Annotated in this window: 29 protein-coding genes; 14 read left to right on the top strand and 15 right to left on the bottom strand. The window is 72.1% G+C overall.

Annotated features, from left to right (window positions below):
- Positions 1-70: 70 nt before the first annotated feature.
- Positions 71-1849 (top strand): helix-turn-helix domain-containing protein, encoded by a 1779-nt coding sequence (locus tag ACWEF6_RS19700; RefSeq protein ID WP_449684273.1) that lies wholly within the window; start codon positions 71-73, stop codon positions 1847-1849.
- On the opposite strand, the gene ACWEF6_RS19695 is transcribed toward ACWEF6_RS19700, so the two are convergent.
- The 6 genes from ACWEF6_RS19695 to ACWEF6_RS19670 all read right to left on the bottom strand — a co-directional run bounded on the left by ACWEF6_RS19695 (position 1850) and on the right by ACWEF6_RS19670 (position 7323).
- Positions 1850-2527 (bottom strand): hypothetical protein, encoded by a 678-nt coding sequence (locus ACWEF6_RS19695; protein WP_449684272.1) that lies wholly within the window; start codon positions 2525-2527, stop codon positions 1850-1852.
- A 278-nt stretch (positions 2528-2805) separates the two neighbouring features.
- Positions 2806-3522 carry an MBL fold metallo-hydrolase gene (locus ACWEF6_RS19690; protein ID WP_449684271.1) on the bottom strand — a complete coding sequence of 239 codons (717 nt, stop codon included), beginning with the start codon at positions 3520-3522 and terminating at the stop codon, positions 2806-2808.
- Positions 3523-3547: 25 nt separating this feature from the next.
- The gene (locus tag ACWEF6_RS19685) at positions 3548-4123 is read right to left on the bottom strand and encodes a Pycsar system effector family protein (protein WP_449684270.1); all 576 of its coding nucleotides are present in this window, start codon (positions 4121-4123) and stop codon (positions 3548-3550) included.
- An 8-nt stretch (positions 4124-4131) separates the two neighbouring features.
- Positions 4132-5058 (bottom strand): phosphotransferase, encoded by a 927-nt coding sequence (locus ACWEF6_RS19680; protein WP_449684269.1) that lies wholly within the window; start codon positions 5056-5058, stop codon positions 4132-4134.
- Positions 5051-5947, bottom strand: coding sequence for a radical SAM protein (locus ACWEF6_RS19675; protein ID WP_449684268.1), 897 nt, complete (start codon positions 5945-5947; stop codon positions 5051-5053). Before ACWEF6_RS19675 ends, ACWEF6_RS19680 begins: the two co-directional genes overlap by 8 nt.
- Before the next feature lie 185 nt (positions 5948-6132).
- Complete coding sequence (locus ACWEF6_RS19670; protein ID WP_449684267.1) at positions 6133-7323, bottom strand: extracellular catalytic domain type 1 short-chain-length polyhydroxyalkanoate depolymerase; 1191 nt, start codon at positions 7321-7323, stop codon at positions 6133-6135.
- Positions 7324-7535: 212 nt separating this feature from the next.
- Here ACWEF6_RS19670 and ACWEF6_RS19665 point away from each other — a divergent pair, with 212 nt between their 5' ends.
- Positions 7536-8855 (top strand): tannase/feruloyl esterase family alpha/beta hydrolase, encoded by a 1320-nt coding sequence (locus ACWEF6_RS19665; protein ID WP_449684275.1) that lies wholly within the window; start codon positions 7536-7538, stop codon positions 8853-8855.
- Here ACWEF6_RS19665 and ACWEF6_RS19660 read toward each other — a convergent pair.
- Positions 8839-9075, bottom strand: coding sequence for a hypothetical protein (locus ACWEF6_RS19660; RefSeq protein WP_449684266.1), 237 nt, complete (start codon positions 9073-9075; stop codon positions 8839-8841). The two genes, ACWEF6_RS19665 and ACWEF6_RS19660, sit on opposite strands and share 17 nt — an antisense overlap.
- Positions 9076-9354: 279 nt before the next feature.
- Here ACWEF6_RS19660 and ACWEF6_RS19655 point away from each other — a divergent pair, with 279 nt between their 5' ends.
- Positions 9355-9750 carry a hypothetical protein gene (locus ACWEF6_RS19655; RefSeq protein WP_449684265.1) on the top strand — a complete coding sequence of 132 codons (396 nt, stop codon included), beginning with the start codon at positions 9355-9357 and terminating at the stop codon, positions 9748-9750.
- 29 nt (positions 9751-9779) lie between these two features.
- Here ACWEF6_RS19655 and ACWEF6_RS19650 read toward each other — a convergent pair whose 3' ends face one another.
- The 3 genes from ACWEF6_RS19650 to ACWEF6_RS19640 are packed head-to-tail and all read right to left on the bottom strand — an operon-like array spanning position 9780 to position 12881.
- A complete protein-coding gene (locus tag ACWEF6_RS19650) occupies positions 9780-10760 on the bottom strand; it encodes a hypothetical protein (RefSeq protein ID WP_449684264.1) in 981 nt (326 codons plus the stop codon).
- Positions 10757-12004, bottom strand: a complete 1248-nt coding sequence (locus ACWEF6_RS19645; protein WP_449684263.1) for an MFS transporter — start codon at positions 12002-12004, stop codon at positions 10757-10759. The genes ACWEF6_RS19650 and ACWEF6_RS19645 overlap by 4 nt, the downstream gene beginning before the upstream one ends.
- A 4-nt stretch (positions 12005-12008) precedes the next feature.
- Complete coding sequence (locus ACWEF6_RS19640) at positions 12009-12881, bottom strand: alkaline phosphatase family protein (RefSeq protein ID WP_449684262.1); 873 nt, start codon at positions 12879-12881, stop codon at positions 12009-12011.
- Between the two features lie 222 nt (positions 12882-13103).
- Between ACWEF6_RS19640 and ACWEF6_RS19635 the strand changes: the two genes are divergently transcribed.
- Genes ACWEF6_RS19635 through ACWEF6_RS19605 form a run of 7 tightly spaced genes read left to right on the top strand, consistent with a single transcriptional unit; the run spans position 13104 to position 17421 of the window.
- Positions 13104-13370 (top strand): hypothetical protein, encoded by a 267-nt coding sequence (locus tag ACWEF6_RS19635; RefSeq protein WP_449684261.1) that lies wholly within the window; start codon positions 13104-13106, stop codon positions 13368-13370.
- Positions 13367-14284 (top strand): FAD:protein FMN transferase, encoded by a 918-nt coding sequence (locus ACWEF6_RS19630; RefSeq protein WP_449684260.1) that lies wholly within the window; start codon positions 13367-13369, stop codon positions 14282-14284. Before ACWEF6_RS19635 ends, ACWEF6_RS19630 begins: the two co-directional genes overlap by 4 nt.
- Entirely contained in the window at positions 14281-14832 is a 552-nt protein-coding gene (locus tag ACWEF6_RS19625) for a ferric reductase-like transmembrane domain-containing protein (RefSeq protein WP_449684259.1), read from the top strand. Before ACWEF6_RS19630 ends, ACWEF6_RS19625 begins: the two co-directional genes overlap by 4 nt.
- The gene (locus tag ACWEF6_RS19620; protein WP_449684258.1) at positions 14829-15950 is read left to right on the top strand and encodes an NADH-ubiquinone oxidoreductase-F iron-sulfur binding region domain-containing protein; all 1122 of its coding nucleotides are present in this window, start codon (positions 14829-14831) and stop codon (positions 15948-15950) included. The genes ACWEF6_RS19625 and ACWEF6_RS19620 overlap by 4 nt, the downstream gene beginning before the upstream one ends.
- Positions 15947-16153 (top strand): ferredoxin, encoded by a 207-nt coding sequence (locus ACWEF6_RS19615; protein WP_449684257.1) that lies wholly within the window; start codon positions 15947-15949, stop codon positions 16151-16153. Before ACWEF6_RS19620 ends, ACWEF6_RS19615 begins: the two co-directional genes overlap by 4 nt.
- Positions 16154-16195: 42 nt before the next feature.
- Positions 16196-16939, top strand: a complete 744-nt coding sequence (locus ACWEF6_RS19610; protein ID WP_449684256.1) for an SIR2 family NAD-dependent protein deacylase — start codon at positions 16196-16198, stop codon at positions 16937-16939.
- Positions 16936-17421: an N-acetyltransferase family protein gene (locus ACWEF6_RS19605; protein ID WP_449684255.1), complete on the top strand. Its 486-nt coding sequence runs from the start codon at positions 16936-16938 to the stop codon at positions 17419-17421. The genes ACWEF6_RS19610 and ACWEF6_RS19605 overlap by 4 nt, the downstream gene beginning before the upstream one ends.
- On the opposite strand, the gene ACWEF6_RS19600 is transcribed toward ACWEF6_RS19605, so the two are convergent.
- A complete protein-coding gene (locus ACWEF6_RS19600; RefSeq protein WP_449684254.1) occupies positions 17399-17950 on the bottom strand; it encodes a YciI family protein in 552 nt (183 codons plus the stop codon). The two genes, ACWEF6_RS19605 and ACWEF6_RS19600, sit on opposite strands and share 23 nt — an antisense overlap.
- Before the next feature lie 2 nt (positions 17951-17952).
- The gene (locus ACWEF6_RS19595; RefSeq protein ID WP_449684253.1) at positions 17953-18324 is read right to left on the bottom strand and encodes a MerR family transcriptional regulator; all 372 of its coding nucleotides are present in this window, start codon (positions 18322-18324) and stop codon (positions 17953-17955) included.
- Between the two features lie 73 nt (positions 18325-18397).
- On the opposite strand from ACWEF6_RS19595, the gene ACWEF6_RS19590 reads away from it, so the two are divergent.
- Positions 18398-18724 carry a hypothetical protein gene (locus tag ACWEF6_RS19590; RefSeq protein WP_449684252.1) on the top strand — a complete coding sequence of 109 codons (327 nt, stop codon included), beginning with the start codon at positions 18398-18400 and terminating at the stop codon, positions 18722-18724.
- Here the strand turns inward: ACWEF6_RS19590 and ACWEF6_RS19585 are convergent, their stop codons facing one another.
- The 3 genes from ACWEF6_RS19585 to ACWEF6_RS19575 all read right to left on the bottom strand — a co-directional run bounded on the left by ACWEF6_RS19585 (position 18725) and on the right by ACWEF6_RS19575 (position 22000).
- Positions 18725-19003, bottom strand: coding sequence for a hypothetical protein (locus tag ACWEF6_RS19585; protein WP_449684251.1), 279 nt, complete (start codon positions 19001-19003; stop codon positions 18725-18727).
- A 203-nt stretch (positions 19004-19206) separates the two neighbouring features.
- Positions 19207-20997, bottom strand: a complete 1791-nt coding sequence (locus ACWEF6_RS19580; RefSeq protein WP_449684250.1) for a protein kinase domain-containing protein — start codon at positions 20995-20997, stop codon at positions 19207-19209.
- Between the two features lie 37 nt (positions 20998-21034).
- Positions 21035-22000: an SDR family NAD(P)-dependent oxidoreductase gene (locus tag ACWEF6_RS19575; protein WP_449684249.1), complete on the bottom strand. Its 966-nt coding sequence runs from the start codon at positions 21998-22000 to the stop codon at positions 21035-21037.
- 106 nt (positions 22001-22106) lie between these two features.
- Between ACWEF6_RS19575 and ACWEF6_RS19570 the strand changes: the two genes are divergently transcribed.
- The 3 genes from ACWEF6_RS19570 to ACWEF6_RS19560 all read left to right on the top strand — a co-directional run bounded on the left by ACWEF6_RS19570 (position 22107) and on the right by ACWEF6_RS19560 (position 23922).
- On the top strand, positions 22107-22652 hold the full coding sequence (locus ACWEF6_RS19570) for a DUF6069 family protein (RefSeq protein ID WP_310971471.1): 546 nt from the start codon (positions 22107-22109) through the stop codon (positions 22650-22652).
- Entirely contained in the window at positions 22649-23074 is a 426-nt protein-coding gene (locus ACWEF6_RS19565; protein ID WP_449684248.1) for a nitroreductase/quinone reductase family protein, read from the top strand. Before ACWEF6_RS19570 ends, ACWEF6_RS19565 begins: the two co-directional genes overlap by 4 nt.
- Before the next feature lie 74 nt (positions 23075-23148).
- Positions 23149-23922: a hypothetical protein gene (locus tag ACWEF6_RS19560; protein ID WP_449684247.1), complete on the top strand. Its 774-nt coding sequence runs from the start codon at positions 23149-23151 to the stop codon at positions 23920-23922.
- Positions 23923-23943 lie beyond the last annotated feature (21 nt).

The raw sequence follows: 23943 nt of genomic DNA, 5'->3' as shown, positions 1-23943 counted from the left end.
CCCCACCAACCCCCCCCCCCCCCCCCCCCTCTCCTCCCCCTCGCGGCCCGCCGCGGCGCCCCCCCGCGCGGTGGGCCCGCCGGGGGGGGGGCCCGCCGGCGCGGGGGCCCCCCGCCCCGCGGCCGACCTGGCCGCGCTGGCCAGCGCGGGCGAGCTGGCCCTGCGGATCCGCGAGACCCTGGCCGAACACCGGCGGCGCGAGGCCCAGCTCACCGCGTTGTTCGAGACCGCGAGCGAGCTCGCCGCGCTGTCCGATCCGGACACCGTGCTGCGCTCGATCGTCCGGCGGGCGCGGGCGCTGCTCGGCGTCGACGTCTCCTACCTTTCGCTGAACGACGAGGCCGAGAACAAGACCTACGTCCGGGTCAGCGATGGGTCGGTGTCGGCCGAGTTCCAGCAGATCGTGCTGGGCATGGGGGAGGGCCTCGGCGGGCTGGTCGCGCAGACCGCGCGGCCGTACGCGACGTCGGACTACTTCAACGACGACCGGTTCAAGCACACGCGGCACATCGACTCCGGCGTCGAAGACGAGGGCCTGACCGCGATCCTCGGTGTCCCGCTGGCGATCGGCCCGAAGGTGCTGGGCGTGCTCTTCGCGTCCGACCGCGCCACCCGGGAGTTCTCCGCCGACGAGGTGGCGCTGCTGTCGTCGCTGGCCGACCACGCGGCGATCGCCCTGGACAGCGCGAACCTCCTCGACCAGACCCGCCGCGCGGTCGCGGAGCTCAACGAGGCCAACGCGACGATGGAACGGGCCGAGGACGCCCACGACCGGCTGACCGACCTGGTGCTGCGCGGGGGCGACCTGCCGGACGTCGCCGACGCGGTCGCGGCCGTGCTGCACGGGAGCCTCACGGTCTACGATGCCGACGGCACGCTCCTGGCGAGCTCGGCGACGCCGGTCGTCCTCGACCCGGACGCACTCGCCGCGGCGCGCACCACCGGGCGTGCGGTGTCCACAAAGGACAACTGGGTGTGCGCGGTGCAGGCGGGCCCGGAACTGCTCGGCAGCCTGGTGCTGGCCGGCCGCGCGGGGTTGAGCGACCCCGACCGGCGGCTGTTCGAACGCGCCGGCGTCGTGACGGCGCTGCTGCTGATGCTGCGGCGATCGGTGGTGCGCGCCGAGGACGAGGTTCGCGGCGAGCTGCTGACCGACCTGCTCACCGCACCCGGCCGCAACCCCCGGGCGCTGCTGGCGCGCGGCCGCCGGCTGGGCATCGACCTGTCGGCCCCGCACGCGGTCCTGGTCGCCCACGCGGACGGCGGCTCCCGCCGGCGCGTGGCGAGCGCGGCCGCCCGGCACGCGACGCTGGTCGGGGTGCACGCGGAGGAGGTCGTGCTGCTGGCGACCGGCGACCCCGACGAGCTGGCCCGCCGCATCGCGGCCGACCTCGGCTCGGCGACCGGCCGCCCGGTCACGGTCGGCGCGGCGGGCCCGGCGAGCGGGCCGTCGGCGATCGCGGAGGCCCACGCGGAGGCGGCCCGCTGCGTCCGGGCGCTGCTGGCCCTGGGCCGCAGTGGTGAAGGCGCGGCAATGGCGGGCCTCGGGTTCCTCGGCCAGCTCCTCGGCGACCGCGCGGACTTGGACGCGTTCGTCCGCCAGACGCTCGGGCCGGTCCTGGACTACGACGAGCGTCGCGGCACGGAGCTGGTCGCGACGCTGCGGGCGTATTTCGCGAACGGCGCGCAACTGGCGCGGACGAAGGACGTGCTGCACGTCCACGTGAACACGGTGGTGCAGCGGCTGGAGCGGGTGGCATCGCTGCTGGGGGAGGACTGGCAGGTGCCGGATCGGGCGCTGGAAATCCAGTTGGCCCTGCGCCTGCACCGGCTCGCCTCGCCGCGGTGACTACCCGGGCAGCAGCTCCGGGAACGTTCCGGGAAGCTGAGCCAGTTTGTCGGCCGAGCAGGTGATCCGGTAGTGGGCGGTGGTCCGCAGAGCCGCGCGGACTCGCTCGGGTCGCTGCTCGGCGGACTGTGTTCCCAGCGCCGTCATCGCCAACTGGACGAGACCGGGACCGTACGCCGCGGACAACCCGAAACCGGCGGCGGTGAACCACTCCGCGGTCGAGCCGCGGGCCACCGCGAGCACTCCGGGCCTGGCTGTCTTTTCGTAGCTCACCAGCAGTTTCGCGGCTGTCTGGCCCGAACATCGCGTTCCGCTCACCTCGGCGACCGACTGAACCGGGTACTGAGCTCTCGGTTCGCCGTCCTGGCGATCGGTGGTCCGGGACAACGGCCGGTCCGGCAACGGGCAGCCGGCCGGTGACCACCCGGCACGCACCGCCATGAGTGCCGGAAAGCCGATGGCGCGGAGCGGCTCGCCCGGCAGAAGCATGCATTGGTCGTTCGCCACGACCGTCAGGCCGGCCGCGGCGCAAACCCGGACGGCCGTCGTCTTTCCCGCTCCTCTCGTGCCGGTGATGAGAATGCCGTGTCCGCCGCTGTCCACTACGCCCGCGTGGCAGTTGACGCCGCCCAAACCCACCAAGGCGACCTTGAAGACGGCCCGAGCCACGGTGATCACGCGTAGTACGGTCGTCGTCGCGGTATCGCCGCGGTGGATCAGCACCCGCCGTCCGTCGAGACGCCGATATCCCGTTTCGGCGACATCTGTGGCGGCTTCTCGAGGTTCCACGATTTCCAGGCGAGGGCATCGGCTGGGGACGGTGTCCGCTTCCACCACCCAGTACGGCTCGACGAGAGCGGACAGCAGCGGCCGCTCCTCGGCTTGCAGTCCTTGGACCTCGACGGCCGGGGAGTCCGATTCCGCCAAGGCGGCGATGCGCAGGCGACTACCCATGGCTACAGGGAAACGCAGTCACCGTCCGCGGGCACCCGGACACCCGGCCATTCGCGTTCGCGGACCTGATCGCTCAGGTGTGTCGCAATGATCCGGGTGTCCGGATACTGTCCGGCGAGCTCCACCAGATCCGACATGCCCATATGGCCGCCGCGAGGCTCCGCGAACGAGCCGTCGAGTACGGCGGTGGCCGCTCCGGAGACGATGTGGTGGACGCCTTCGCACAATTCCGAGTCGCCGGAAAAGCCGGCCGCCACAACGTCGTCCCGGACGAGGTAGCCGAAGGCAGGCGCGATGGAATGAACGACGGGTACGGCTTGGACGGTATATCTGTCCACCTTCAGTTCGCCGCCTTCGTCCGGCCACTCGTGGAAGACGACCCGGGAGTTCTCCCGCACCTTGGCCCATGATTCCGGATAGGCCATTCCGAAGAGCGTTTCGACACGTTCTTCGAGGCCGTTCGGGCCCGCCAGGTGGAAGTCCTGCTCCTGCACCTGCCGCAAGCCCAGTTCGAGAAGGAGGAAGACGACGTCGAAGTAGTGGTCCGCGTGGAAGTGGCTGATCAGGCACCCGCGGAGTGATCCGGGGCGCACCGAGCATCGGCGGATGGCTTTCACGGATCCGTTCGGGACGTCGACGAGGAGCCGATCGTCGATCAACGTGCACGCGCTGAGGTGCGGCGTGAGAATTGAACCGGTTCCGACCAGGCGCAGCTTCATTCGCGGGGCAGCCTTCCGATAGCGATCACGGGAAGAAGATGAAGAACACTTGTTGTACCGCGAGTGTGGCGACGAACATGCCGACCGCCGCGGTGAGCCACCGGTGGGCCTTTCCCAGGGCGTCATACCTCGAGCGCAGGTTGCGGGAGAGTTCGACGGCTTGGACGGCCAGTTCGTGAACGTACTGCTCTTCGGTGAGTTCGACGAACTTGCTGTGGGCCTCGTCGGGCTGCAGGTCGACGAAAGTCCCGAAGAACAGGATGTGCTTGCGGCTTCGCTTCGACCTTGTGCGCTTCGACAACTTCTTGATCACGTTGAGGTCTTCGATCAGGGCCAGCGCGGCACAGATCAACGCGGCAAGACCGAGCAGGCGCACCGGAACGCGAGTGGCCGGGCTGACCAGGAAGATCTGGATCACCAGGACGATGACGCCGGACGCGGCCGTGGCGCAGATCGTCGACTTGGTCGTCAGCTGGTTTCGGCGGTGCTCGAAGGTCTGGAGTACCAGCTGCCCCACTTGCACCGGCAGCGCTTCCGGAGCCGCCGGCTGTTCGGCCGGAAGCTCCGGCTGACGCCGCTTGAACAACACCACGTCACCCACTCGTTCGATCACCGCCGCGGCCCGCCGGCGACCACGAGCTCCGCCAGCAGGACCTCCACCAGGTCCGCCACCCTTCGTGCACTTGAGCACCACTCGTCGTCCGTCCGGTCGGCGAGTACTGCTCGTGTGTCCGGTGAGCCCTTGGCGACGCGGTAGCGTACCAAGGCCTTCAAACAGACACTCAACAGGAAGACGGGCCGGGATGCCACCCGGCCCCGACTTGCGAAATCCCGCTCGATTCGCTCGATCACGCCGGCCAACCCGAGCGCCAGCGCGTCCGCGTAGAGGGATGCCAGCTCGGTGAAGCCGGGTGCGCTGCGCGCTCTCGGCTCTGAAAAAACCGGGTCGATCAGGACCACCCGTTCGGGCAGGACGAAGATGTTTGCGGCATGCAAATCGCCGTGGACGACCGGCCGCCAGCCGGCGCCGGACAGCGTCGACAGCAGCCGGCGACTGACGTCCAGGAGGCGGTCGGCAAGCGCGGCGAGCGTATCCCCGCGAAGGAGTGCTGCCTGCTTGCCGAGGTTCTCGACCAGTGCGACGCAGGAAAGCTCGGCCGGGAGTGGTACTGCGTTCGAAATCGCCTGCAAGTACGCAACACGGGCGATGACGCGGTCGAGCTGGGCGAGGTCGAACGGGCCGGCGTCGAACAGGTCCAGCAACCGCCTCTCGCCGGGAAGCCGTTCCATGGCCAAGATCGCCCGGTCGGCCGAAGCCAGGTCGGCCACGTGGTACCGGCATTCGAGGCCACCGTATCGAGCGAGCCAATCGTGCCGGCGTCGGCTTCGTTCCAGCGGTTCGCGGGTGAACATCTTGAAGACGCGGGTTCCGGTGAACGCCAGCACGCTCGCGGACCGGTCGACGAGTCTCTCGACGTGCTCGCCCGACAGAGCGGTCACGTGTTCCTCGAAGGCGGCCCGCAGGTCCTCAGCCATGGAGATACGCCCTGGATTGGGCTTCGAACAGGCGGGAGGCGATGCCGGCCAAGTCGGCCGGGTGGAAGACGCTGCCGCGCCGGACGATCCCGGTCGGCTCGCCGCTGAAGAACTCGCCGTTGCCCTTGACGATGCACAGCGTGGTGTCGGACACGGTCTTCAGCTCGCGGACGTCGATGCCGAGTTCCTTGCCCACGGCCACTTCCTCCGCCAGCACAGCTTCGACGATGTCGGCCGGCACGCTCAGTTTGTCCCAGGTGACCTTGGCCTGACCACGCCGGACGAGGCGCTGCAACCGCACGTGGTGCACCCCCATCGCGGCGAGCCAGCGCACGGTGCGGTCGACCGATTCCAGGTTGCGTGCCGTGATGAGCACGCTCACCCGCACCCGGGCGCCGGTTTCGACCAGGCCGAGCAGGTTGTCCACCAGCACGTCGTGCGGGACGCCCGGCCGGCACCGGCGGAAGACATCGGCGTCGACGGAGTCGAAGGACAGGTCGAACCAGTCGAAGGCCGCGGACAGGGCGGGGATGTCCATGGGGAACATGCCGCTCGTCCGAAGCAGTGCGCCTGCGCCGTGTTCCCTGACGAGCAGGCCGAGTTCACGCAGGTCCTCCCGCAGCAGTGGTTCGCCGCCGCCGAACCCGAATCGCGCGGTGCCGTGCTCGAGGAGTGCTTCGACGACGGCCTTGAGCGAGCTCGTCGGCCAGTCCCGATCATGCTCTTCGATGAGGCAATACGGGCACTTGCCGGGGCACCGGTTCGTGGGTTCGAAGCACACACTGAGCAACCGCGGCCGGACGTCGCCGCCGAGAACCACCCGATCCAGGTCCGGGAGATACCTCAGCCGAAGCTGTTCGCTCTCGCCGGCACACACGTTGCCCCTCATGCGCTTCTCCGTCCCGGGCGAGCTCGAAGGTGAGCCATGCTATCCGGCGCGAGAGCGGGGAAGCCAGGATCGGCCGGACGAAGTCCGGGATATGTCAGGGAATTGGCCGGGAATTGGCAGGAGGCCACCGAGTATTGGGGCGGGGAGACCGGGGCTGCCCATACAGCCTGAGCAGCCCCGGAGCGTCAGCACTGGCCGTCGGCGAGTACCCAGTAGCCCGGGGACGTCTCCCGCAGGGCGTGGATCGTGAAGGTGTTCCACAGGCCCATGGCCTGGTTCGAACCGTTCGCGTACGTCTGGCCGCCGCTCTGGTGCGCGCGGCCCGCCTGCGTGTGGGCGTAGTTGCTGGCGCTCACACACGTTCCCGGCTGAGCGGTGGTGGTGGTGGTCGACGTCGTGGGCGGCGGGGTGCCCGATCCGTTGTCCAGCCCGAAGAACACACCCGTGTAGTAACTGGAACAGATCCCGGCCAGGAAGTACGCGCCGGTGCTGCCGCACTGGGCCGGGCCGGTTCCCGGGTCGACCGCGGTGCCGTGGCCCATTCCCGCGATCGAGTACAGCTGCACCTTGTCCGCGTACGTCGTCAGCGTCGTGCCGCCCGGCAGGGACTGCGTGCTCGTCGGCGTCTGCGCGACACCGTGCACCGCCGTCCACTGGTCGCGCAATTCGGTGCCGTTGACCGGGGCGACCGTGTAGTCGCCCGTGCCCTGCCAGATCGCGACGCGCGGCCACGGCCCGCCGTAACCCGGGTACTGCGCCTTGACCTTCGCCGCCCACTGGGCCGGGGTCAGGTGCTGGTCGTTCTGCTGGCAGCTCGACGTCTGCGTGATGCTGGTGGCGCACTGCGCGGGCAAACCCGCGTTGATCCCACCTCCGGCGAAGACGTCCGGATACGCGGCCAGCAGGTCGGCCGCCATCCCGCCGCCGGCCGACAAGCCGGTGACGAAGACGCGCGCGGTGTCCGAGCCGTGGTCGGCGACCGCCTTGTCCACCATGGACTTGATCGACGCCGCTTCGCCCTTTCCGCGCGTGTCGTCGGCCGGGTCGAACCAGGTGAAGCACTTCAGCGAGTTGTTCGCCGTGGACGTCTGCGGGAACACGACCTCGAACCGCCAGCGGTCGGCCAGCTCCGGCCAGCCCGAATGGGCGTGGTAGTCCGCGGCGCTCTGCGTGCAGCCGTGCAGGGCGACGACCACCGGACGGCCGGTCCCGAGGCCGGCGGGGGTGTAGGTGTACATCGCCAGGTTGCCGGGATTGGCGCCGAAGTTCGGCACCTGGACCAGGGACGACGGCGGCGGGTCGGCGGCGGCCACCCCGACGGTGGCGAGCGCGGCGGCGGTGATCGCGGCGAGGCCGGCGAAAGCGAGCTTGCGCATGGTGGGCTCCTTCTCGTCGTTGAGAGGGTCCCCAGCGACGCTAAGGCGGCCCCGCGGTTCGGACCATGTGTCCGCCCACCACATCGGCTCGCCGATTCATGGTGACCGGCGGGATGGCTCGCGGCCGCGGCACGCGCTTGGCTGGGGACCTCGAAGACCGGAGGTGAACCGTGCGGGGTTGGCTGGTTTGGGTTCTGGCGGGCGCGCTCGCGGTGGCGCTGCCCGCGCCGGCGTCGGCTTCGGCCGGGCGGCGCTGCTCGGCCACCGTGCCGGGCGCGCAACAGCAGGTCGCCGCCTGCCTGGACGACCTGACGACGACCGGCACGCTCGCGTCCGGGCACACCGTCGAGGCGGACTGGGCCGGGCTGACGTCGGCGGGGCTGCCGACCTTCGGCGCGGTACCCGGCGTGCAGGTCGACGGCTACTTCCCGGACACCTCCACGGCGAATACCAACCACGGCTGGAACCACGACGCCCAGTTCGTGCTCCGGCTGCCGGACCGGTGGAACGGCGGCCTGGTCGTCTCCGGCTCGCCCGGCGTCCGCCGCCAGTACGCGAACGACCGCGCGATCGGCGACCAGGCGCTGGCGGAAGGGTACGCGTTCGCCGCGACCGACAAGGGCAACACCGGCGCCGCGTTCTTCACCGACGGCGCCCGGCCGGGGGACGCGCTGGCCGAGTGGAACTCGCGCGTCACGCAGCTGACGCTGGCCGCCCGCGCCGCCGCGGCCCGGCACTACGGCCGTCCGGTGACGAAGACCCTCGCGGCCGGGCTGTCCAACGGCGGCTACCTCGTGCGGTGGCAGCTGGAGAACCGGCCGTGGCTCTACGACGGCGGCGTCGACTGGGAAGGGACGCTGTGGCGGGCCGACGGGCCGAACCTGCTCACGTTCCTGCCGCCGGCCCTGCGCGCGTACCCGGCCTACGCGGCGGGATCGGCAGCGGCCCACCAGTCCATTTTGGACGCCGGATTCGCACCGGGGTCGGAGTTCCTGTGGGACTACCACTACCGCGTCTACTGGGACCTGACCCAGCGGATCTACCGCGAAGAGGTCGACCCCTCGTTCGACGGCCCGCTCGAGGCCGGTACCCCGTTCTGCGCCTTGGGAACGCCGTCGTGCGACGCCGGCTACGCGTATGCGTCCCGGCCGCGGTCCGTGGCCCGGGCGGTCGAGCGGATCTCGCTGACCGGCCGGATCGGCAAGCCGCTGCTGACCCTGCACGGAACGCTCGACACGCTGCTGCCGATCACCCGCGACTCCGACGTCTACGACCGGATGATCCGCGATTCCGGGCGCGGGGCGCTGCACCGGTACTACCGGATCGAGGGCGGCAACCACGTCGACGGGCTGGTCGACGCCTACCCGGACCGGCTGCGCCCGCTGGGCCCGTGCTTCCGGACGGCGTTCGACGCCCTCGGCGGCTGGCTGCGCGGCGTGCGCCCGCCGGCCTCGGCGACGATCGCCCGCCCCGCCGACGCGACCCCGGCGGAGCTGGCGACGGCGTGCGACCTGGTCAGCCGCCCTCGATGATCACCGGCGCCGGCTTGCCGCCGATGCCGTCGGCGGACGCGGAGATCCAGTCGCGGCCGGGGATGGTGTAGGCGACCAGGACCGGCCGCTTGTCCGCGACATCGGCGACATCGGCGGCGTCGGTGCAGGAGCCGGCCGCCGCGCGGATGTCCCCGCTCCAGGTTGCCGAACCAGCGCGCGCCGGGCTCGCATTTCCGCTGTTTGCGGCGGCGGTGGACACGAATCGTGCAAAAATGCGGTGAACCGGATCGAACCCGCGTCCGTACTACTGGGTGAGGGGCGCGGTCTACCTGCCGCGGAACCACGCCGAGCTGCAGTTTTACCGTCCGGACGGCCGACCCCGTTCGGCCGCTTGCGGGAGCGTCGACCGTCATTCATGATGGGCTGCGGGGTCCGCGAAAATTCGTCGAAGTCGAATATCCAGGTGTCGGCCATGCTGCGGAAGAACCGTCCGTCCGGAAGTGAACGTCATGCTCCTACCTGTGCCCGGGGCCGCCTGATGGCCGTCGACCTGCCGGGCCTCGCGATCGTCGCCGGGCTGCTGCTGCCGGCCTTCGCCGCGGCGGCCTGGGCGATCAGCCTGGAACGCCTGCGGCCGGGCCGTCCCCCGGCCGCCGACCCCGAGCCGGACTTCACCGTGGCCGGGATCCAGTCACGGCTGCGGCGCGAGCACGCCACCCGGCGGCTGGCCGAAGCGGGCACGGTGGCCCTGCCGACGCTGCCGATCCCCGCGCAGACCCGCCGCGAACCCGCGCTGACCCGGCTGCCGTCCCGCGTGGCCGGCATCCTCCCGCCCCCGGCGACCGCGGGGGCCCCGGCGCCGCGGTTCGCCTTCGCGCCCCCGGACACGGACCTGATGCGCCGCATCCTCGACGGGCTGCGCAAACTGGACTGACCGTGGCCGCACCCGGAAGGCACCGGCGATCACGGTCCCAGCGCCGCCGGTGACTCGGCGTCCGGGATGAGCAGCCGGGGCGCGCCCGAGCCGTCGGCGGGGACCGACCAGACGTCCGCGTGGCCCGGGCCGCGGGGCAGGCCGTAGCCGATCGCGTGGTCGTCGAGCCAGGCCGGTTGGTCGTCGATGCTGCGGGTCTCGGCCAGCGGCGTCACCTCGGAGGCCGCGAGGTCCAGCACCGACAGCCGCCAGCCGTGGGCCGGGTCACCGTCCACTGCGGACTTGAACGCCACCCGCGTCCCATCGGGGGACAGCGACGGGCACTCGACGTTTTCACGCAGCGTGCGGATCGTGTGCGCGGCGAAGTCGCCCGCGACCAGGTAGCGGTGGCCGGCCGTCGACATCGTCGCGTAGAAGTGGCGGTCGTCGCGGGTGAACGTGACGCCCCAGAAGTTGAGGTCGGCCGCCTGGTACGGCTCGCCGTCGAGGGTCACCGCGTAGTCTTCTAGGGTGCCCGCGAGGTCGCCGGTCGCCGTGTCGAGGATGCCGGCGCGGGTGGAGAACATCCCGCCGTTGTAGGAGTCGCCGGTGACGAACACCGTCCACGCGAGCATCCGGCCGCTCGCCGACACCCGCGCCCGGTTCGGCAGCCCGACCAGCGGGATCTCGCGCTGCACCGCCAGCCCCCGATCGAGGACCGCGAGCTGGTAGGTGGTCAGGTCGCCGTCCTGGCGCAGGCAGAGCCCGGTGCCGCCGGCGGCATACACCCGCGCGCACGACAGCGGCGACACCGTCCGCGGGCCGCCGGGATCGGTGGCGGACACCGTGGCGACGTGCCCGCGGTCGGCGTCGGCGGTGCTGCGGAACAGCAGCCGCGGACCGGGGGCGAGGCTGACCGCGCCGGTCGCGGTGACGTCGTGGCCGCGCGCGCTCGCGAACCCGACGTACGCGACCGCGGCCCCGGCGAGCACGAGCACGCCGACTACCGCGATGAGGATCCGCGTCTTCACGCCTTCACCTTCCGCAGTACCGCGAAGGTCGCGGCGATCGCGACCACCGCCCCGCCCGCCGCGACGGCGATCGCGCGATCGGCGCCCCAGAACTGCCAGGCGAGTCCGAACAGGACGGACGAGGCGAAGTACGCCAGCGCCTGCGCGGTCTGGACCAGTGAGATCCCCGTGGTGCGCAACGACTCCGGCAGCAGCGGACCGGCGAGGGCCATGAGGACGCCGTCGGTCGCCGCGTAGAACACGCCGTACAACGCGAGCGACAGCGCGAACAGCGGCCAGCCGGACACCGGACCGGCCAGCAGCAGGTAGACCAGCGCGAGCGCGCCGTACCCGCCGAGCACCACCGGCAGCCGCCCGACCCGGTCGGCGAGCGCGCCCAGCGGCGCGGCGAGCAGCAGGTAGCTGAGGTTCGTGCCGACGGCGAGCAGCGGGAACCAGCCGGTGGCGATGTCCTCTTTGTGCTGCAGCAGCAGGTAGACGAACCCGTCGCCGACCGTGGCCAGCCCGAGCACGCACGCGGCCACCAGCAGCCGCCGCACGCCGCGGCCGCGCAGCAACGCGGCCGCCGCCCGCGGCGAGACCGGCGTCGCGGTGGCGTTCGGCGTCCGGCGGTCGCGGACGAACAGCACCAGCAGCAGCACGCCGATCGCGGCGATGCAGAAGCTGACGACGAACACGGCGTCGAACGCCTCGGGGTCGGCCGCGCCGACGGCCGCCAGCACGCCGAGCGCGACCAGCGGCCCGGCGAACGCGCCCATGCTGTCCATCGCGCGGTGCACGCCGAACGCCCGCCCGAGCAGCGGTTCCGGGGCCGACAGTGTGATCAGCGCGTCCCGCGGGGCGGTCCGCAGGCCCTTGCCGGTGCGGTCGAGCGTGATCACCGCGCCGATCGCCGTCGCCGACGACCCGGCCACGAGCAGGCCGAGCTTCATCACCGCGGACAGCGCGTAGCCGGCGCCGGCCACGACCTTGCGCCGCCGGACCCGGTCGGCGACGTACCCGCCGACGATCCGCAGCAGCGCCGTCGCGCCGGTGTAGAGGCCGTCGACCAGGCCGTACGCGGCGGGGCTCAGGTGCAGGCCGAGGACCAGGTACACCGGCAGGACCGCGGTGACCATCTCGGAGGAGACGTCGGTGACGAGGCTGACCGCACCCAGCGCGAAGACGTTCGCGCCGACCGCCGAGAGCTTGCGCCGGGACACCGCCCCGGCGTGCTCCCGGCGACCGATCGTGGACAGGTACACGCGGTTACTGCCAGACGTCGAGGATCGGCGACTTGCTCGCGGCGTTGCCGATGCCGGGCAGGCCGTAGGCCGCCTCGATGGTGCGCAGCACGGTGTAGTGGCTGATGGATTCGCTGTAGCTGCCGACCTTCACGTTGGCGCCGGTGAACGTCGTGAAGATCTGGTTGACCGACGTGCCGCTGTCCTCGTCGAAGGTGGTGATCAGCAGGCTGTTGTGCGTCTTGGCCCACTGGGCGTAGGCGTCGAGGTTCTTCTTCAGCCAGGTGTCGCCGGTGCCGACGCTGCAGTCGTGCATGTCGGAACACATGTCAGGGGTCACGAAGGCGACGGTCGGCAGCTGGGTGAAGTCCGACGGGAAGCCCGAGAACCGGAGGTTGCTCGCGGCGGGGACGTTGGAGAAGTCGACCCAGCTATTGTGCTTGCGGCGGTAGGTGCCGCTGGAGCAGCCGGTGTAGCCGTCCGAAGGCATGGCTTCGGAGTAGCCCTTGAAGGTCTTGCCCGCGTCGATCAGCTGACGGCCGAGGTTGGCCTTCGCGCCGAGGTTGGCCGGGCAGCTGTCGTCGGTGACGCCCTGCGTCGCTCCGGAGAAGAGGGCGACGTAGTTGGGCTGGCTCGGGTGGGTGATCGCGAAGGAGTTCGTGAACTTCGCGCTCTGCGAGGCGAGGGTGTTGAAGTAGGGCGCGCTGGAACTGCCGTTGATCGAGGAGTACTTCTTGTTCTCGAACATGACGAGGACGATGTGGTCGAACGCCGGCACGGCCGCGGCGGCCGGCCGGACGGCGGCCGGCTCGCCGGATCCGGTGCCGGCGGCGGTGACCGCTCCGGCGGTGACCAGGGCGGCCGCGGCGAACGCGGCGAAGATCCGCTTGCGGATCATGGGTCCTCCAGCACTGAGGGGGTGGGCGCCTCATGGTGCCCACGGCAGGGGACCGGTTCGTGAGGTGCTGTGGTCCGGTTCGTGAACACCAGGAAACCTCCGGCGGACAACGGAAAGAGTGGGTGAATGGCTTTCCGGTGTCAACCGCCTTTGGTTGGTGCGCCAGGGCTTTGACAGGTCGTTCCCAGCTCGTTCAAAGGAACGGCGCCGACACTCGGTGCCATGGAACCCACCACCCCGGCCGGACCCGCCCGCCGCGAGCAGGGACGCCGCAAGGCCGCGCTGGCCACGGCGGCCGCCGCGGTACTGGGCGCGGCCGCCGCAGGCGCCATCGGCTTCGGCCTCTCGACGGCTTCGGCCACGACCTCGGATTCGACCTCCACCTCGGATTCCACCGGCTCGACCGGCTCCCAGGACCAGCTCCAGGCGCCTGACAGCGGCTTGAGCAGCGGATCCGGCCACGCGCACACCGGTTCGGGGGCGTCATGACGACGGCGTTCCCGGCCCTGGGCACGACGGCCGAGTTGATCGTCACCGATCCCACCCGGCTGGGGGAGGCGGTCGCCCTGTTGCGCGAAGAACTGGCGGCGCTCGATCTGGCGTGCAGCCGGTTCCGGCCGGACTCGGAGATCTCGCGGCTGCACGAGGTGGCCGGGCGGGAGGTCCGCGTGGGGCCGCTGCTGGCGGAGGCGCTGGAGGTGGCGTTGCGCGCGGCGCGGTTGACCGACGGACTGGTCGACCCGACGGTGGGGGCGGCGGTGTGCGCGCTGGGCTACGACCGCGACTTCGCTTCGATTGCCGCTGACCGGAACACCGCGACACCGGCGGCTCCCGCGCCCGGCTGGCACCGGATCCTCTTCGACCCCGCCCGGCGGCTCGTCGTCCTCCCGCGGGGCGTGCACCTCGACCTCGGTGCGACCGCCAAGGCCTTCGCCGCCGACCGGGCCGCCCGGCGGATCCACACCACCACCGGCTGCGGAACGCTGGTGAACCTCGGCGGCGACCTGCGCGCCGCCGGGCCCCCGCCCGACGGCGGCTGGCAGATCGCGCTCGGCGACGACCACGCGGACGCCGTCACCCGGCCGGCCGGCACCGTCGCCCTCCACCGTGACGGCGCGCTCGCCACCTCGGGCACCACCCGGCGGCGCTGGCGCCACGGCGGCCGGACCGTGCACCACATCGTCGACCCGCGCACCGGCGACATGCCCGAAGCGCGCTGGCGCACCGTCACCGTCGCCGCGAAGTCCACTGTGGACGCCAACACCGCGAGCACGGCGGCGATCGTCCTCGGCGGCGCCGCACCCGGCTGGCTCGAGCGGCGGAACCTCCCCGCGCGGCTGGCCGGCGTCGACGGCGACGTCGTCACGACCCCCGGCTGGCCCGCGGAACGGGCGGCGGCATGAGCTCCGCGGTGTGGTACTTCAGCCGCGCGACCGGGCTCGTCTCGCTCGTGCTCTTCACCGGCGTCGTCGTCCTCGGCGCGCTCGGCGCCGGCCGGTTCGCCACGCGCGAATGGCCGCGGTTCGCCGTCGCCGCCGTACACCGGAACCTGGCGCTGACCAGCCTGGCGTTCCTCGCGGCGCACATCGCGTCGGCCATCCTCGACGGCTACGTCTCGCTCGGCTGGCTCGACGTCGTCGTTCCGTTCGGCGCGGGTTACCAGCCGCTGTGGGTCGGGCTCGGCGCCGTCGCGATCGACCTGCTGCTCGCGATCGTCGTCACCAGCCTGCTGCGCGCCCGGTTGCCGGCGCGGGCCTGGCGGGCCGTGCACTGGCTGGCCTACCTGTGCTGGCCCGTCGCGCTGGTGGACGGGTTCGGCATGGCCGAAGCCGACGCCGCCTACGGCTGGATCGTCGCGCTCGACGTCCTGTGCGTGCTGGCCGTGCTCGCTTCGGCCGGCTACCGCGCGACCCACGCCCGCAAGTTCGCTGCCCTGGGAGGCACCCGATGAGCATCCTGCCCCCGCACCGGCTCGACCTGGCCGGCCACCGGCGCCGCAACGGCGTCGTGCCGTGGGTCGCCTACCACGGCGACGACGGCCGCGACCGGCTGATCGCCGCCGTCGAAGCGGCGGACCTGCGCGGCCGCGGCGGCGCGGGCTTCCCGACGGCGGTGAAGCTGCGCGCGGCCCGGTCGAACCGCTCGGTCGTCGTCGCGAACGGGTGCGAAGGCGACCCGCTCAGCCGCAAAGACGTTGTGCTGCTCACGCTTTCGCCGCACCTCGTGCTCGACGGCCTGCAGCTCGCCGCCCACGCGACCGGCGCCGTCGAGGCCGTGCTCTGCGTGCACGCGGGCAGCCCGGCGCTGCCGAGCGTCGCCGCGGCGCTCGCCGAACGCGAAGACCGGGTGCCGGTGCGGGTCGCGGAGGTCCCGCGCCGCTACGTCGCCAGCGAAGAGACCGCGCTCGTCCGGTACTTGACGTCGGGGGACGCGCGGCCGCTGGGAAAGCGGCCCCGGCCCGCCGAACGCGGCGTGCGCGAGCGGCCCACCCTGGTGTCCAATGTGGAGACACTGGCGCAGCTGGCATCGGTGGTCCTGCTGGGGCCGCACCACTATCGCGCGTCCCGCACCGAGCTCGTCACGGTGACCGGCGCGGTCCGGCGGCCCGGCGTCGTGGAGGTGGCCGAGGGGACGTCCCTGGCCGGCGTGCTGGCCGCGGTGGGCGGCGAAGCGGAGCCGGTGCAGGCGGTGCTCGCCGGCGGAACGTGGACCGCGGACCTCGGCGCCGGCCTGTCCGGGATCGCCGCGGTCTACGCCCTCCCGGCGCGTGACTGCGGGCTGGAGTACACGGCGAAGCTGCTGGCGTTCCTGGCGGCGGAGTCGGCCCGCCAGTGCGGGCCGTGTACGTTCGGTCTGCCGTCGATCGCGGCGGACTTCGCGGAACTGGTCCGCGGCGGCCCGGCGACGGCCCGGCTGGCCCGCCGCCTCCCGTTGCTGACCGGCCGCGGCGCGTGCGCCCACCCGGACGGCGCGGCGCGGCTCGCGGCGAGCGCGTTGGCGATCTTCGACGCCGATGTCCGCACGCACCAGGCCGGCGGCCGGTGCCGGATCCCGGCGGGTGTCGCATGAAGGTGACAGTGGACCCGATCGGGTGCAGCGCGCACGGGTTGTGCGCGGACCTCCTGCCGGAACTGGTGCGCCTCGACGAGTGGGGCTATCCGGTGGTGGCGCCGGGCCCGGTACCGGCGGAACTGGTGGCCGAGGCCCGGCGCGCGGCCGCGGCGTGCCCGGCGCTGGCGTTGCGGCTGCGGAAGGACCGAGAGACGCGATAATCCGTTCGTGCCGCCGTCTGCGAGCCGTTAGCCTCCGGCACCATGGACGGCAAGCTCATCGACCGGGTCCGCGGGGCCCGGCGGGTCGCCGCGCTGACCGGCGCGGGCATCTCCACCGCGTCCGGGATTCCCGACTACCGCGGCCCCGAAGGCGTCTGGACGCGCACGCCGAGCGCCGTGACCGCCTTCACCCTCGAGAACTTCATGGCCGACGCCGGCGTGCGCCGCGAATTCTGGCGCACGTACCGGGGACACGCCGCGTGGCGCGCCGAGCCGAACGCCGCCCACCGCGCGCTGGCGGAACTCGACAGCGCGGGCGTCGCCGTCCGGGTGCTCACGCAGAACGTCGACGGCCTGCACCAGCGGGCCGGGCTCGCCGAGCGCAAGGTTCTCGAGCTGCACGGCAGCATGCGCACCACGCGGTGCACCGGCTGCGCGGCCGGGTTCCCGACCGCCGATGTCCTCGAAGCGGGTGACGACGACCCGTCGTGCCCGCACTGCGGCGGCATCCTCAAGCCCGACGTCGTCCTTTTCGGACAGGTGCTCGACGGCGAAGTCCTCGGGCACGCGCGGAACATCGCGGCGGCGAGCGGGCTGTTCTTCGCGATCGGCAGCACGTTGCAGGTGGAGCCGGCGGCGTCGCTGTGCACGGTCGCCGTGCGGGCCGGGGCGGCGCTGGTCGTCGTCAACCGCGACCCGACGCCGTACGACGACGATGCCGCGTTCGTGCTGCGGGACGACATCGAGGCCGTCGTCCCGCAGCTCTGCGAGGTGGTGCGGCCGTGATCCGCGAAGCCCGCGCCGAGGACTGGCCCGCGATCTGGCCGATCATCCACGACGTCGTCACCGAGCGGCAGACGTTCCCGTACGACCCGGCGATGACCGAGCGCGACGCCCGGGAGATGTGGCTGCGCGACCCGCCGGCCCGCGTGGTCGTCGCCCTCGACGGCGACCGGGTGACCGGCACGGCGAACATGTACGCCAACCGGCCGGGGCCGGGCAGCCACGTCGCCTCCGGCAGCCTGATGGTGGCGAAGGACGCACGCGGCACGGGTGTCGGACGGGCGCTCACCACGGACCTGATCGCTTGGGCCCGGCGGAGCGGGTTCGCGGCGATCCAGTTCAACGCGGTCGTCGACGTGAACGTGGCCGCGGTCCGGCTGTACGAGAGCTTGGGGTTCGTGACGCTCGGAACGGCGCCCGGAGCCTTCCGCCACCCGGTCGCCGGGGACGTCGGGCTCCGCATCATGTGGCTGGACCTGCGGTGACCCTGCCGCCGAACCGCCAGGTGTGCACCTCGATGGCGGCGTACCGGTCCTCGGTGAGGACGGTGCGGGCCGCGGCGGGGGCGGCCGCTCTGACCAGCGCGGCGGTGCCGAGCCAGGTGACGCCGTCGTCGGACAGGAGCGGTCCGTAGGCGATGAGGTCGGGCCCGTTCGGGCGCTCGGTGTCGGCGGGTGGGCCTTCGGCGAGGCCGAGGACCAGGTAGCCGGACGGCTCGCCGGGCGACTCCCACATGGTGGTGCCCAGCGTGTTGCGCCACCGGCGCAGCAGGACGTCCCGGTAACCGCCGGCCTGGTAGGTGGGCTCGTCGAAGGCGAACGCGCGGGCGGCGGCCGGGTCCGGCAGATCGAGGACGTGCACACTGCCGGTCGGGATGCCGTCGGCGGCCAGGGTCGGGCCGCGGGCGATCATCCGGTCGGCGAACTGGTCCAGGTACGACCAGTGCGCTTCCAGCGTCGCCTGCCGCAGCGCCGAAGACCCGGGGCGGTCGCGGTGGTAGCAGAAGAACTCCACGGTCAGGCGCCGCCGATCAGGCGGCAGCAGCCCGCCCGGCAGTCCGCCAGGCTCTCCGCCGCCTTGGCGCGGACGCGGTGCAGTGCGGCGATCCGCTCGTCCAGCCGGGCGACGACCGCCTCCAGGCGCCAGCGCTCCGTCTCGCAGGTGGCGTCGCCGGTGTCGTGGGCGCGCAGGGCGTCGGACACCTCGTCGAGGGTGAAACCCAGGTCCTGCAACGCTTTCGCCGAACGGATGCGGTCGGCCGCCGAGGCGGGGAACACCCGGTAGCCGCTGGGGCGCCGGGCCGCCGCCGGCAGCACGCCGCGGCGTTCGTAGAAGCGGACCGTGTCCACGCTCACCCCGGCTGCCCGGGCCACCTCGCCGATCTTCACGGACTTCTCCCTTGACTCTGGAGTCAACTCCAGACTCTAGGCTCGAACCGTCCTTATCGACAAGGAGGCTGACATGGAGATCCCGCCGGCGTCGACGCCGATCGCCTGCGACATGACGGATGCCCGCGACACGCCCGCGGAGCGGCTGGCCGAATACCGCAGGCTGTTCGCCGAGGCCCTCGCCGTCCGGGAACGGACCGCCGTCGGCATCCGGTTCCGGTTCCGCGCGGAGCCGGGCGTCGAGGCGTGGGTCCGTGACCTCGCCGCCCGGGAGAAGGCGTGCTGTCCGTTCTTCGGCTTCGACGTCGCCGTCGAAGACGGGCAGGTGTGCTGGGACGTCGCCGTGCCCGACACCGAAGCCGCCAAAGCGGTGCTCGAGGACTTCTACGCCCTCGCTTGATCAATCGGATTCCGGCAGTTCTTCGGCGAGGATGGTGTCGATCTTCCGGCTCGCGGTCCGCAGTTTCGCCACGCCCGCGAGGAGCAGCACGAACGCGGTGGCGGGCACCGCCAGCAGCGCGGGCGGCCACCCGAGCGCGAAGACGGCACCGGCGCACAACAGGGCGGTGATCAGGAAAACTGCCCGCCCGGCGACCCGCGGCCACGCGGGACCCGGCTTGGCGTGCCGGCCGCTCGGTGTGCGGAAAACCGGCCGCGCGAGGGCAGCGTGGACACTCATCCAGACCTCCGGGGAATGCTCGTCGAACCGGCCGGGAGGGGATTCCCGGCGGCGGCACCGTGGAGTGAGTCGGCCCGGAGCGGCCTTCGGTTACCTGCCGTTATTGGTTCGAGTCCCAATTCGCGGAATCGAATTACCGGCCATTCCCGGCCGTTTTCGGCACTAGGGCCGTTGGACCCGGATCCGCGCGCCGGAGGTCCCGCTCACGAGTCGTGGCCGGGCCCCTTGCCCTTGGCCTTGCCGGGCGGCTCGGTCCTCGGGGGCTTGCCGGGTGGCTTCGCCGGCTCCTCGGGCGGGCTGTCGTGCGTCACGGCGGCGGGTTCGAGCGACGCGGCTTCGCTGGTGCCGGGCTGCGTGCCGGAGCCGCCGGGTTCGGCGGGCCGCGACGTGTCCGGGGCGGACGTCCCGGATTCGGCGAGCGGGGTGGACGACGAGGGGGTGACGGAAGGGGCGGGAGAGTTCGCGGCGGGCGGCTGCGCGGGCGAACCGGACCCGGTTTCGTGCTGGGCGAGAAGCACAGCGGCAACGGCAGCAACGGCGGCAACGCTCAGCCCGGCCACGGCGGCCAGGCGCCGCCGCCCCGGGGCTTCGGCCGGGCGAGAGGTGAATTGCGTCGGGGCTTCGGCGGGCCGGTGAGCTTCGCTGGGGGTGGTGGCCTCGCGCCCGGCTGTGCCGAGGTCGCCTCGCGCCGGGCTGAAGCCTGCAGCCGCCTCGCGCTCCGCGGCGCCCATCGCGCCGGGGACCGCGGCTGCCTCGAGCCCCGGGGCGCCGAATTCGTTTCGCGCTGGACCGGCGCCCGCCGCCGCGCCGTGTCCCTCGGCGCCCAGTTCGCCCCGCGCCGGGCCGAGGGCCGTCGCCCCACGCCCCGCGGCGCCCAGTTCGCCTCGCGCCGGGCCGAGGGCCGTCGCCTCGTGCCCCGCGGCGCCCAGCTCGCCCCGTGCCGGGCTGAAAGCCTCCGTCACGTCGGGGGATCCCACAGTAACTGCCGCGGCCGGGCGGCGGCGCCAGCGGGGGCTGCGCTGGGTCCTGCTCCACGGCAACGTCGGCGGGGGCGCGTGCAGCATGTCCAGCACCTTGGCCGCCGTCGGGCGGTCGGCGGGCTCTCGCTGGGTCATCCGGCGCAGCGTGTACGCCAACGTTGCCGGTGCGTCCTCCGGGATGCGGGGTGGTCTCGTCAGCCGGGCCATGGCCGCCTCGACCATGGTGCCCGGGTACTCCCGTTGGCCCGTCAGGCATTCCAGGAGGATCAAGCCCAGCGCGTACACGTCCGCCGGCGGGCCGGCCGGCTCGCCCGAGACCTGCTCCGGCGCCAAGTATGCCGCCGTGCCCGGGATCAGGCCGGTGCCCGTGATGTGCGTCGTGTCGAGGGCGTGGGCGATGCCGAAGTCGCCGATCAGGGGACCGTCCGCGGACAGGAACACGTTGGCCGGCTTGAGGTCGCGGTGCACGATGCGCCGTGCGTGGACGTGGGCCAGTGCCTCGGCGAGCCCGTCCGCCAGCGCCGTCACGTCCGCCGCCGGCAGGGGGCCGCCCAGCAGGCGCTCGGCGAGGTTCTCGCCCTCGACGAGCTGCATCACCAGGTACGTCCGGCCGTTCTCGGTGCCGCTGTCCAGCAGCGCCACCACGCCCGGGTGGCTGATGCTGCCCTGGATCGTCATCTCGCGCAGCCGGCGCCGCTGGTCGAGCGCCACCGCGTCGCGGTCGTAGATCTTGACGGCGACCTCGCGGGTCAGCCGGACGTCGTAGGCCCGGTACACGCGGGCCGTGCCGCCGCTGCCGATCAGCCTGCCGACTTCGTAACGCCCGCCCAGCAGACCGGGCGGCCGCTCGCCGTCGAGGGCGCTGCGCGGGGTGATGGTGAATTCACCGACCGCGTAACGGCCACACGTGACCTCGGCCCCGTCGTCAGTCGGCGGGCGCCCCGTTCTCCCGGCTTCGTCGGCCACGGGCGCCAGGTACCCCGGCCCCGTGACCGGCAAACGTCGGAAGATCACGACGAAGGTATCGTCCGGGGACCCGCCGGCGTGACAGTCAGGGCCGAGCGAACGCGTCCACGCCCGTGAGCTGCGCCGACAGCGTCCACAGGCGCGCGGCCTGCTCGCGGTCGACGGCGTACCGGCGGACACCCGAAGCCGCGAGGCCCTCGGCGTCCTCCGGCGCGAGCTCGGCGACGTCGCAGTCCTCCAGGTACAGCCCGCCGAGCCCGGCCAGCTGCGGCGAGGTCGCCGCCCAGACCGTCGTCGCCGCGCCCTGCTCGGGCGTCTTGAACTCCATCAGGTAGTTCCCGGCCTCGTCGATCCAGCCGCGTTCGATCATCTCCGCCCGCGGCAGGTGCCGCTGGAGCGGCGTCATGATGCCGCCCGGGTGCAGCGCGAACGCGTGGACGCCCTTCTCGGCGCCCAGCTGGGCGAGCTGCACCGCGAACAGCACGTTCGCGGTCTTGGCCTGCCCGTAGGCCTGCCACTTCTCGTAGCCGGTTTCGAACTGGACGTCGTCCCAGCGGATCGGCGAGTAGTGGTGGCCGCGCGAGGACAGCGAGACCACGCGGGCGCCTTCGGCGATCGCCGGCCACAGCCGGTTGACCAGCGCGAAGTGGCCGAGGTGGTTGGTGGCGAACTGGGCCTCCCAGCCCGGCCCGACCCGGGTCTCCGGGCAGGCCATGATGCCGGCGTTGGCGATGAAGAGGTCGATCTCCCGCCCGGACGCCAGGAACCGGTCGGCGAACGCGCGGACGCTCTCGAGGTCGCCCAGGTCCAGCTCGTCGACCTCGGTGGTTTCGATTCCGGCGAGCGCTTCGCCGGCGGTCTCGCGGCGGCGGGCCGGGACGACGACGTGGGCGCCGGCGCCGGTCAGCGCGCGGGTGGTTTCGAGGCCGATCCCCGAGTACCCGCCGGTGACGACGGCTAGCTTCCCGGTGAGGTCGGCGCCTGCGACGGCTTCGGCGGCCGTGGTGGTGGCGCCGAAGCCCGAACCGATCTTGTGCTGTGCGGTGGTCATGGCTCCGACGCTACGAGCTGGAGTGCGCTCCAGCGCAAATCGCGGCCGGGGCCGAATCGGGGGACAATCGGGAGCGGAGGCACTGCCGAGGCGAGGGAAGGCCGTGATGTCCGAGTACTACGGGAACCAGCCGCAGGACGTCCGCCCGGGGATCGACGCGCGCCGGCTGTGGGCGGGCGGTGTCGCGACGGCGGTGGTCGCGGCCCTGCTCGCGGTCGTCGGGCTGCTGATCGCCCGCGGGATCTTCGAGGTCGAAGTGCTCGCCCCAAAAGGCGAGGGCGTCTGGGGCAACGCGAGCACCACGACGTACGCGCTGGTCGCCGCCGCGGTGGCCCTGCTCGCCACCGGGCTGATGCACCTGCTGAGCGTGGCGACGCCGGCACCGTCCCAGTTCTTCGGCTGGATCATGGTGCTGGTGACGTTGATCGCGGTGGTGCTGCCGCTGACCCTGACGGTCGCACCGAGCGCGAAGATCGCCACGGCGGTGATCAACCTGGTGATCGGCCTGGTGATCGCCGCGGTGGTGAACAGCATGGCGGCCAGCGCCCGCACGCTGCACCGGCGCCGCAGCCAGCAGAGCGCCGCGCCGCCACCGCCGACCCGGCAGCAGTGGACCCAGCAGGACCCGCCGACCCGGTACTACGACCGGTGACCGTCGTGGACATCGCGGAGACGAACCGCCGGGTGATCGAGCAGTTCCGCGCGGGCGGCGAGGTCGAGGGCATGCACCGCGAGCGCCTGGTGCTGCTCACGACGACGGGCCGTACCTCGGGGGAGCCGTACACGGTCCCGATGATGGTCCACCGCGACGGCGACCGGTGGCTGGTGGTGGCGTCCAACATCGGCGCGCCCCGGCACCCGGACTGGTACCTCAACCTCGAGGCGGACCCGCGGGTGCACGTCGAGCTGGACGGGCGGGAGTTCGACGCCGAGGCGCTGCCGCTGCTCGGGGCGGACTACGTGCGGACGTGGACGGAGCTGGAGAAGGAGTATCCGTTTTTCGCGGATCACCAGGCGAAGGCGCGGCAGGCCAAGCGGGTGATCCCGATCGTGGAGCTGTCCGAAGAGGACTGACGCGCGGCGGAGGTCGTGAATGGAGGGCCCTGGGTCTTCGCGATCTTCGCTGCTCTATCGTAGGCTTCGCCCTTGTGAAAATTTCGTTCGCCAACGTCGCGGCCTCCATCACGGTCACCGGAATCGTTGCGCAGGTAGCAGCCTACGTGGCCGCATCAGGCTACTACGCCAATTTCAACATCACTCCTGACCAAATCGGCATAACGCCACTGAATGCACTGCAGAAGCTGGTCAGAACCGGCCTGCTGTCCGCCTCGTTCGTCATGATCGTGGCCTTGCTGTCCCTGGGTTCGTTCGCCGTGCTCCAACGGTGGTGGTACCGAAGACCCGCGGGCAGTTCGGAGGTCCGGGATCTGCTCGTCGAGCAGGGATTGGAAATGCGAAGAACGTGGCGGCGTGGCGGACTTTACGTGGTCCGACCCGCCATCAGCCGGTCCGCTGCCCGGCTCACCTGGAATCTGATCCTGTGCGCCTACATCGGCCTTGTCGTGGTCGGGATACCGACGATCGCGCACGGTCTGGGCAGCTCCGCCGGTTCCCGGGCGAAAGAGACCGCAAGTGCAGGCGTGGCACGAGTGGATCCCACAACGGGAGCCAAGCTGAGCGTCTATGCCAACACAGCCTCCAGCAACCCGGTCTGGCAGGACCTCAACCCGCCATTGTGCGCCTATCATTGGGTCAAGAACGAGGAATATCCGAATTGGTTCTTCGTCAAGGGCGATCTGGGCGGGAGAACAAGAGTGGGATTGCTGATCGGGATGAACGGCGGGCTCACCTTCATCTACGACCGCGACGAGGGGCACCTGCTCGTCGTCCCGTCGAGTCAGGTGCAGATGTCGATACTGTAGGACGCTGCGACGCTGAAGCGT

The sequence above is a fragment of the Amycolatopsis sp. NPDC004772 genome (assembly GCF_053601215.1).
Note: the sequence above shows the minus strand (reverse complement) of the source record. Positions and strands in the feature narration are given on the sequence as shown.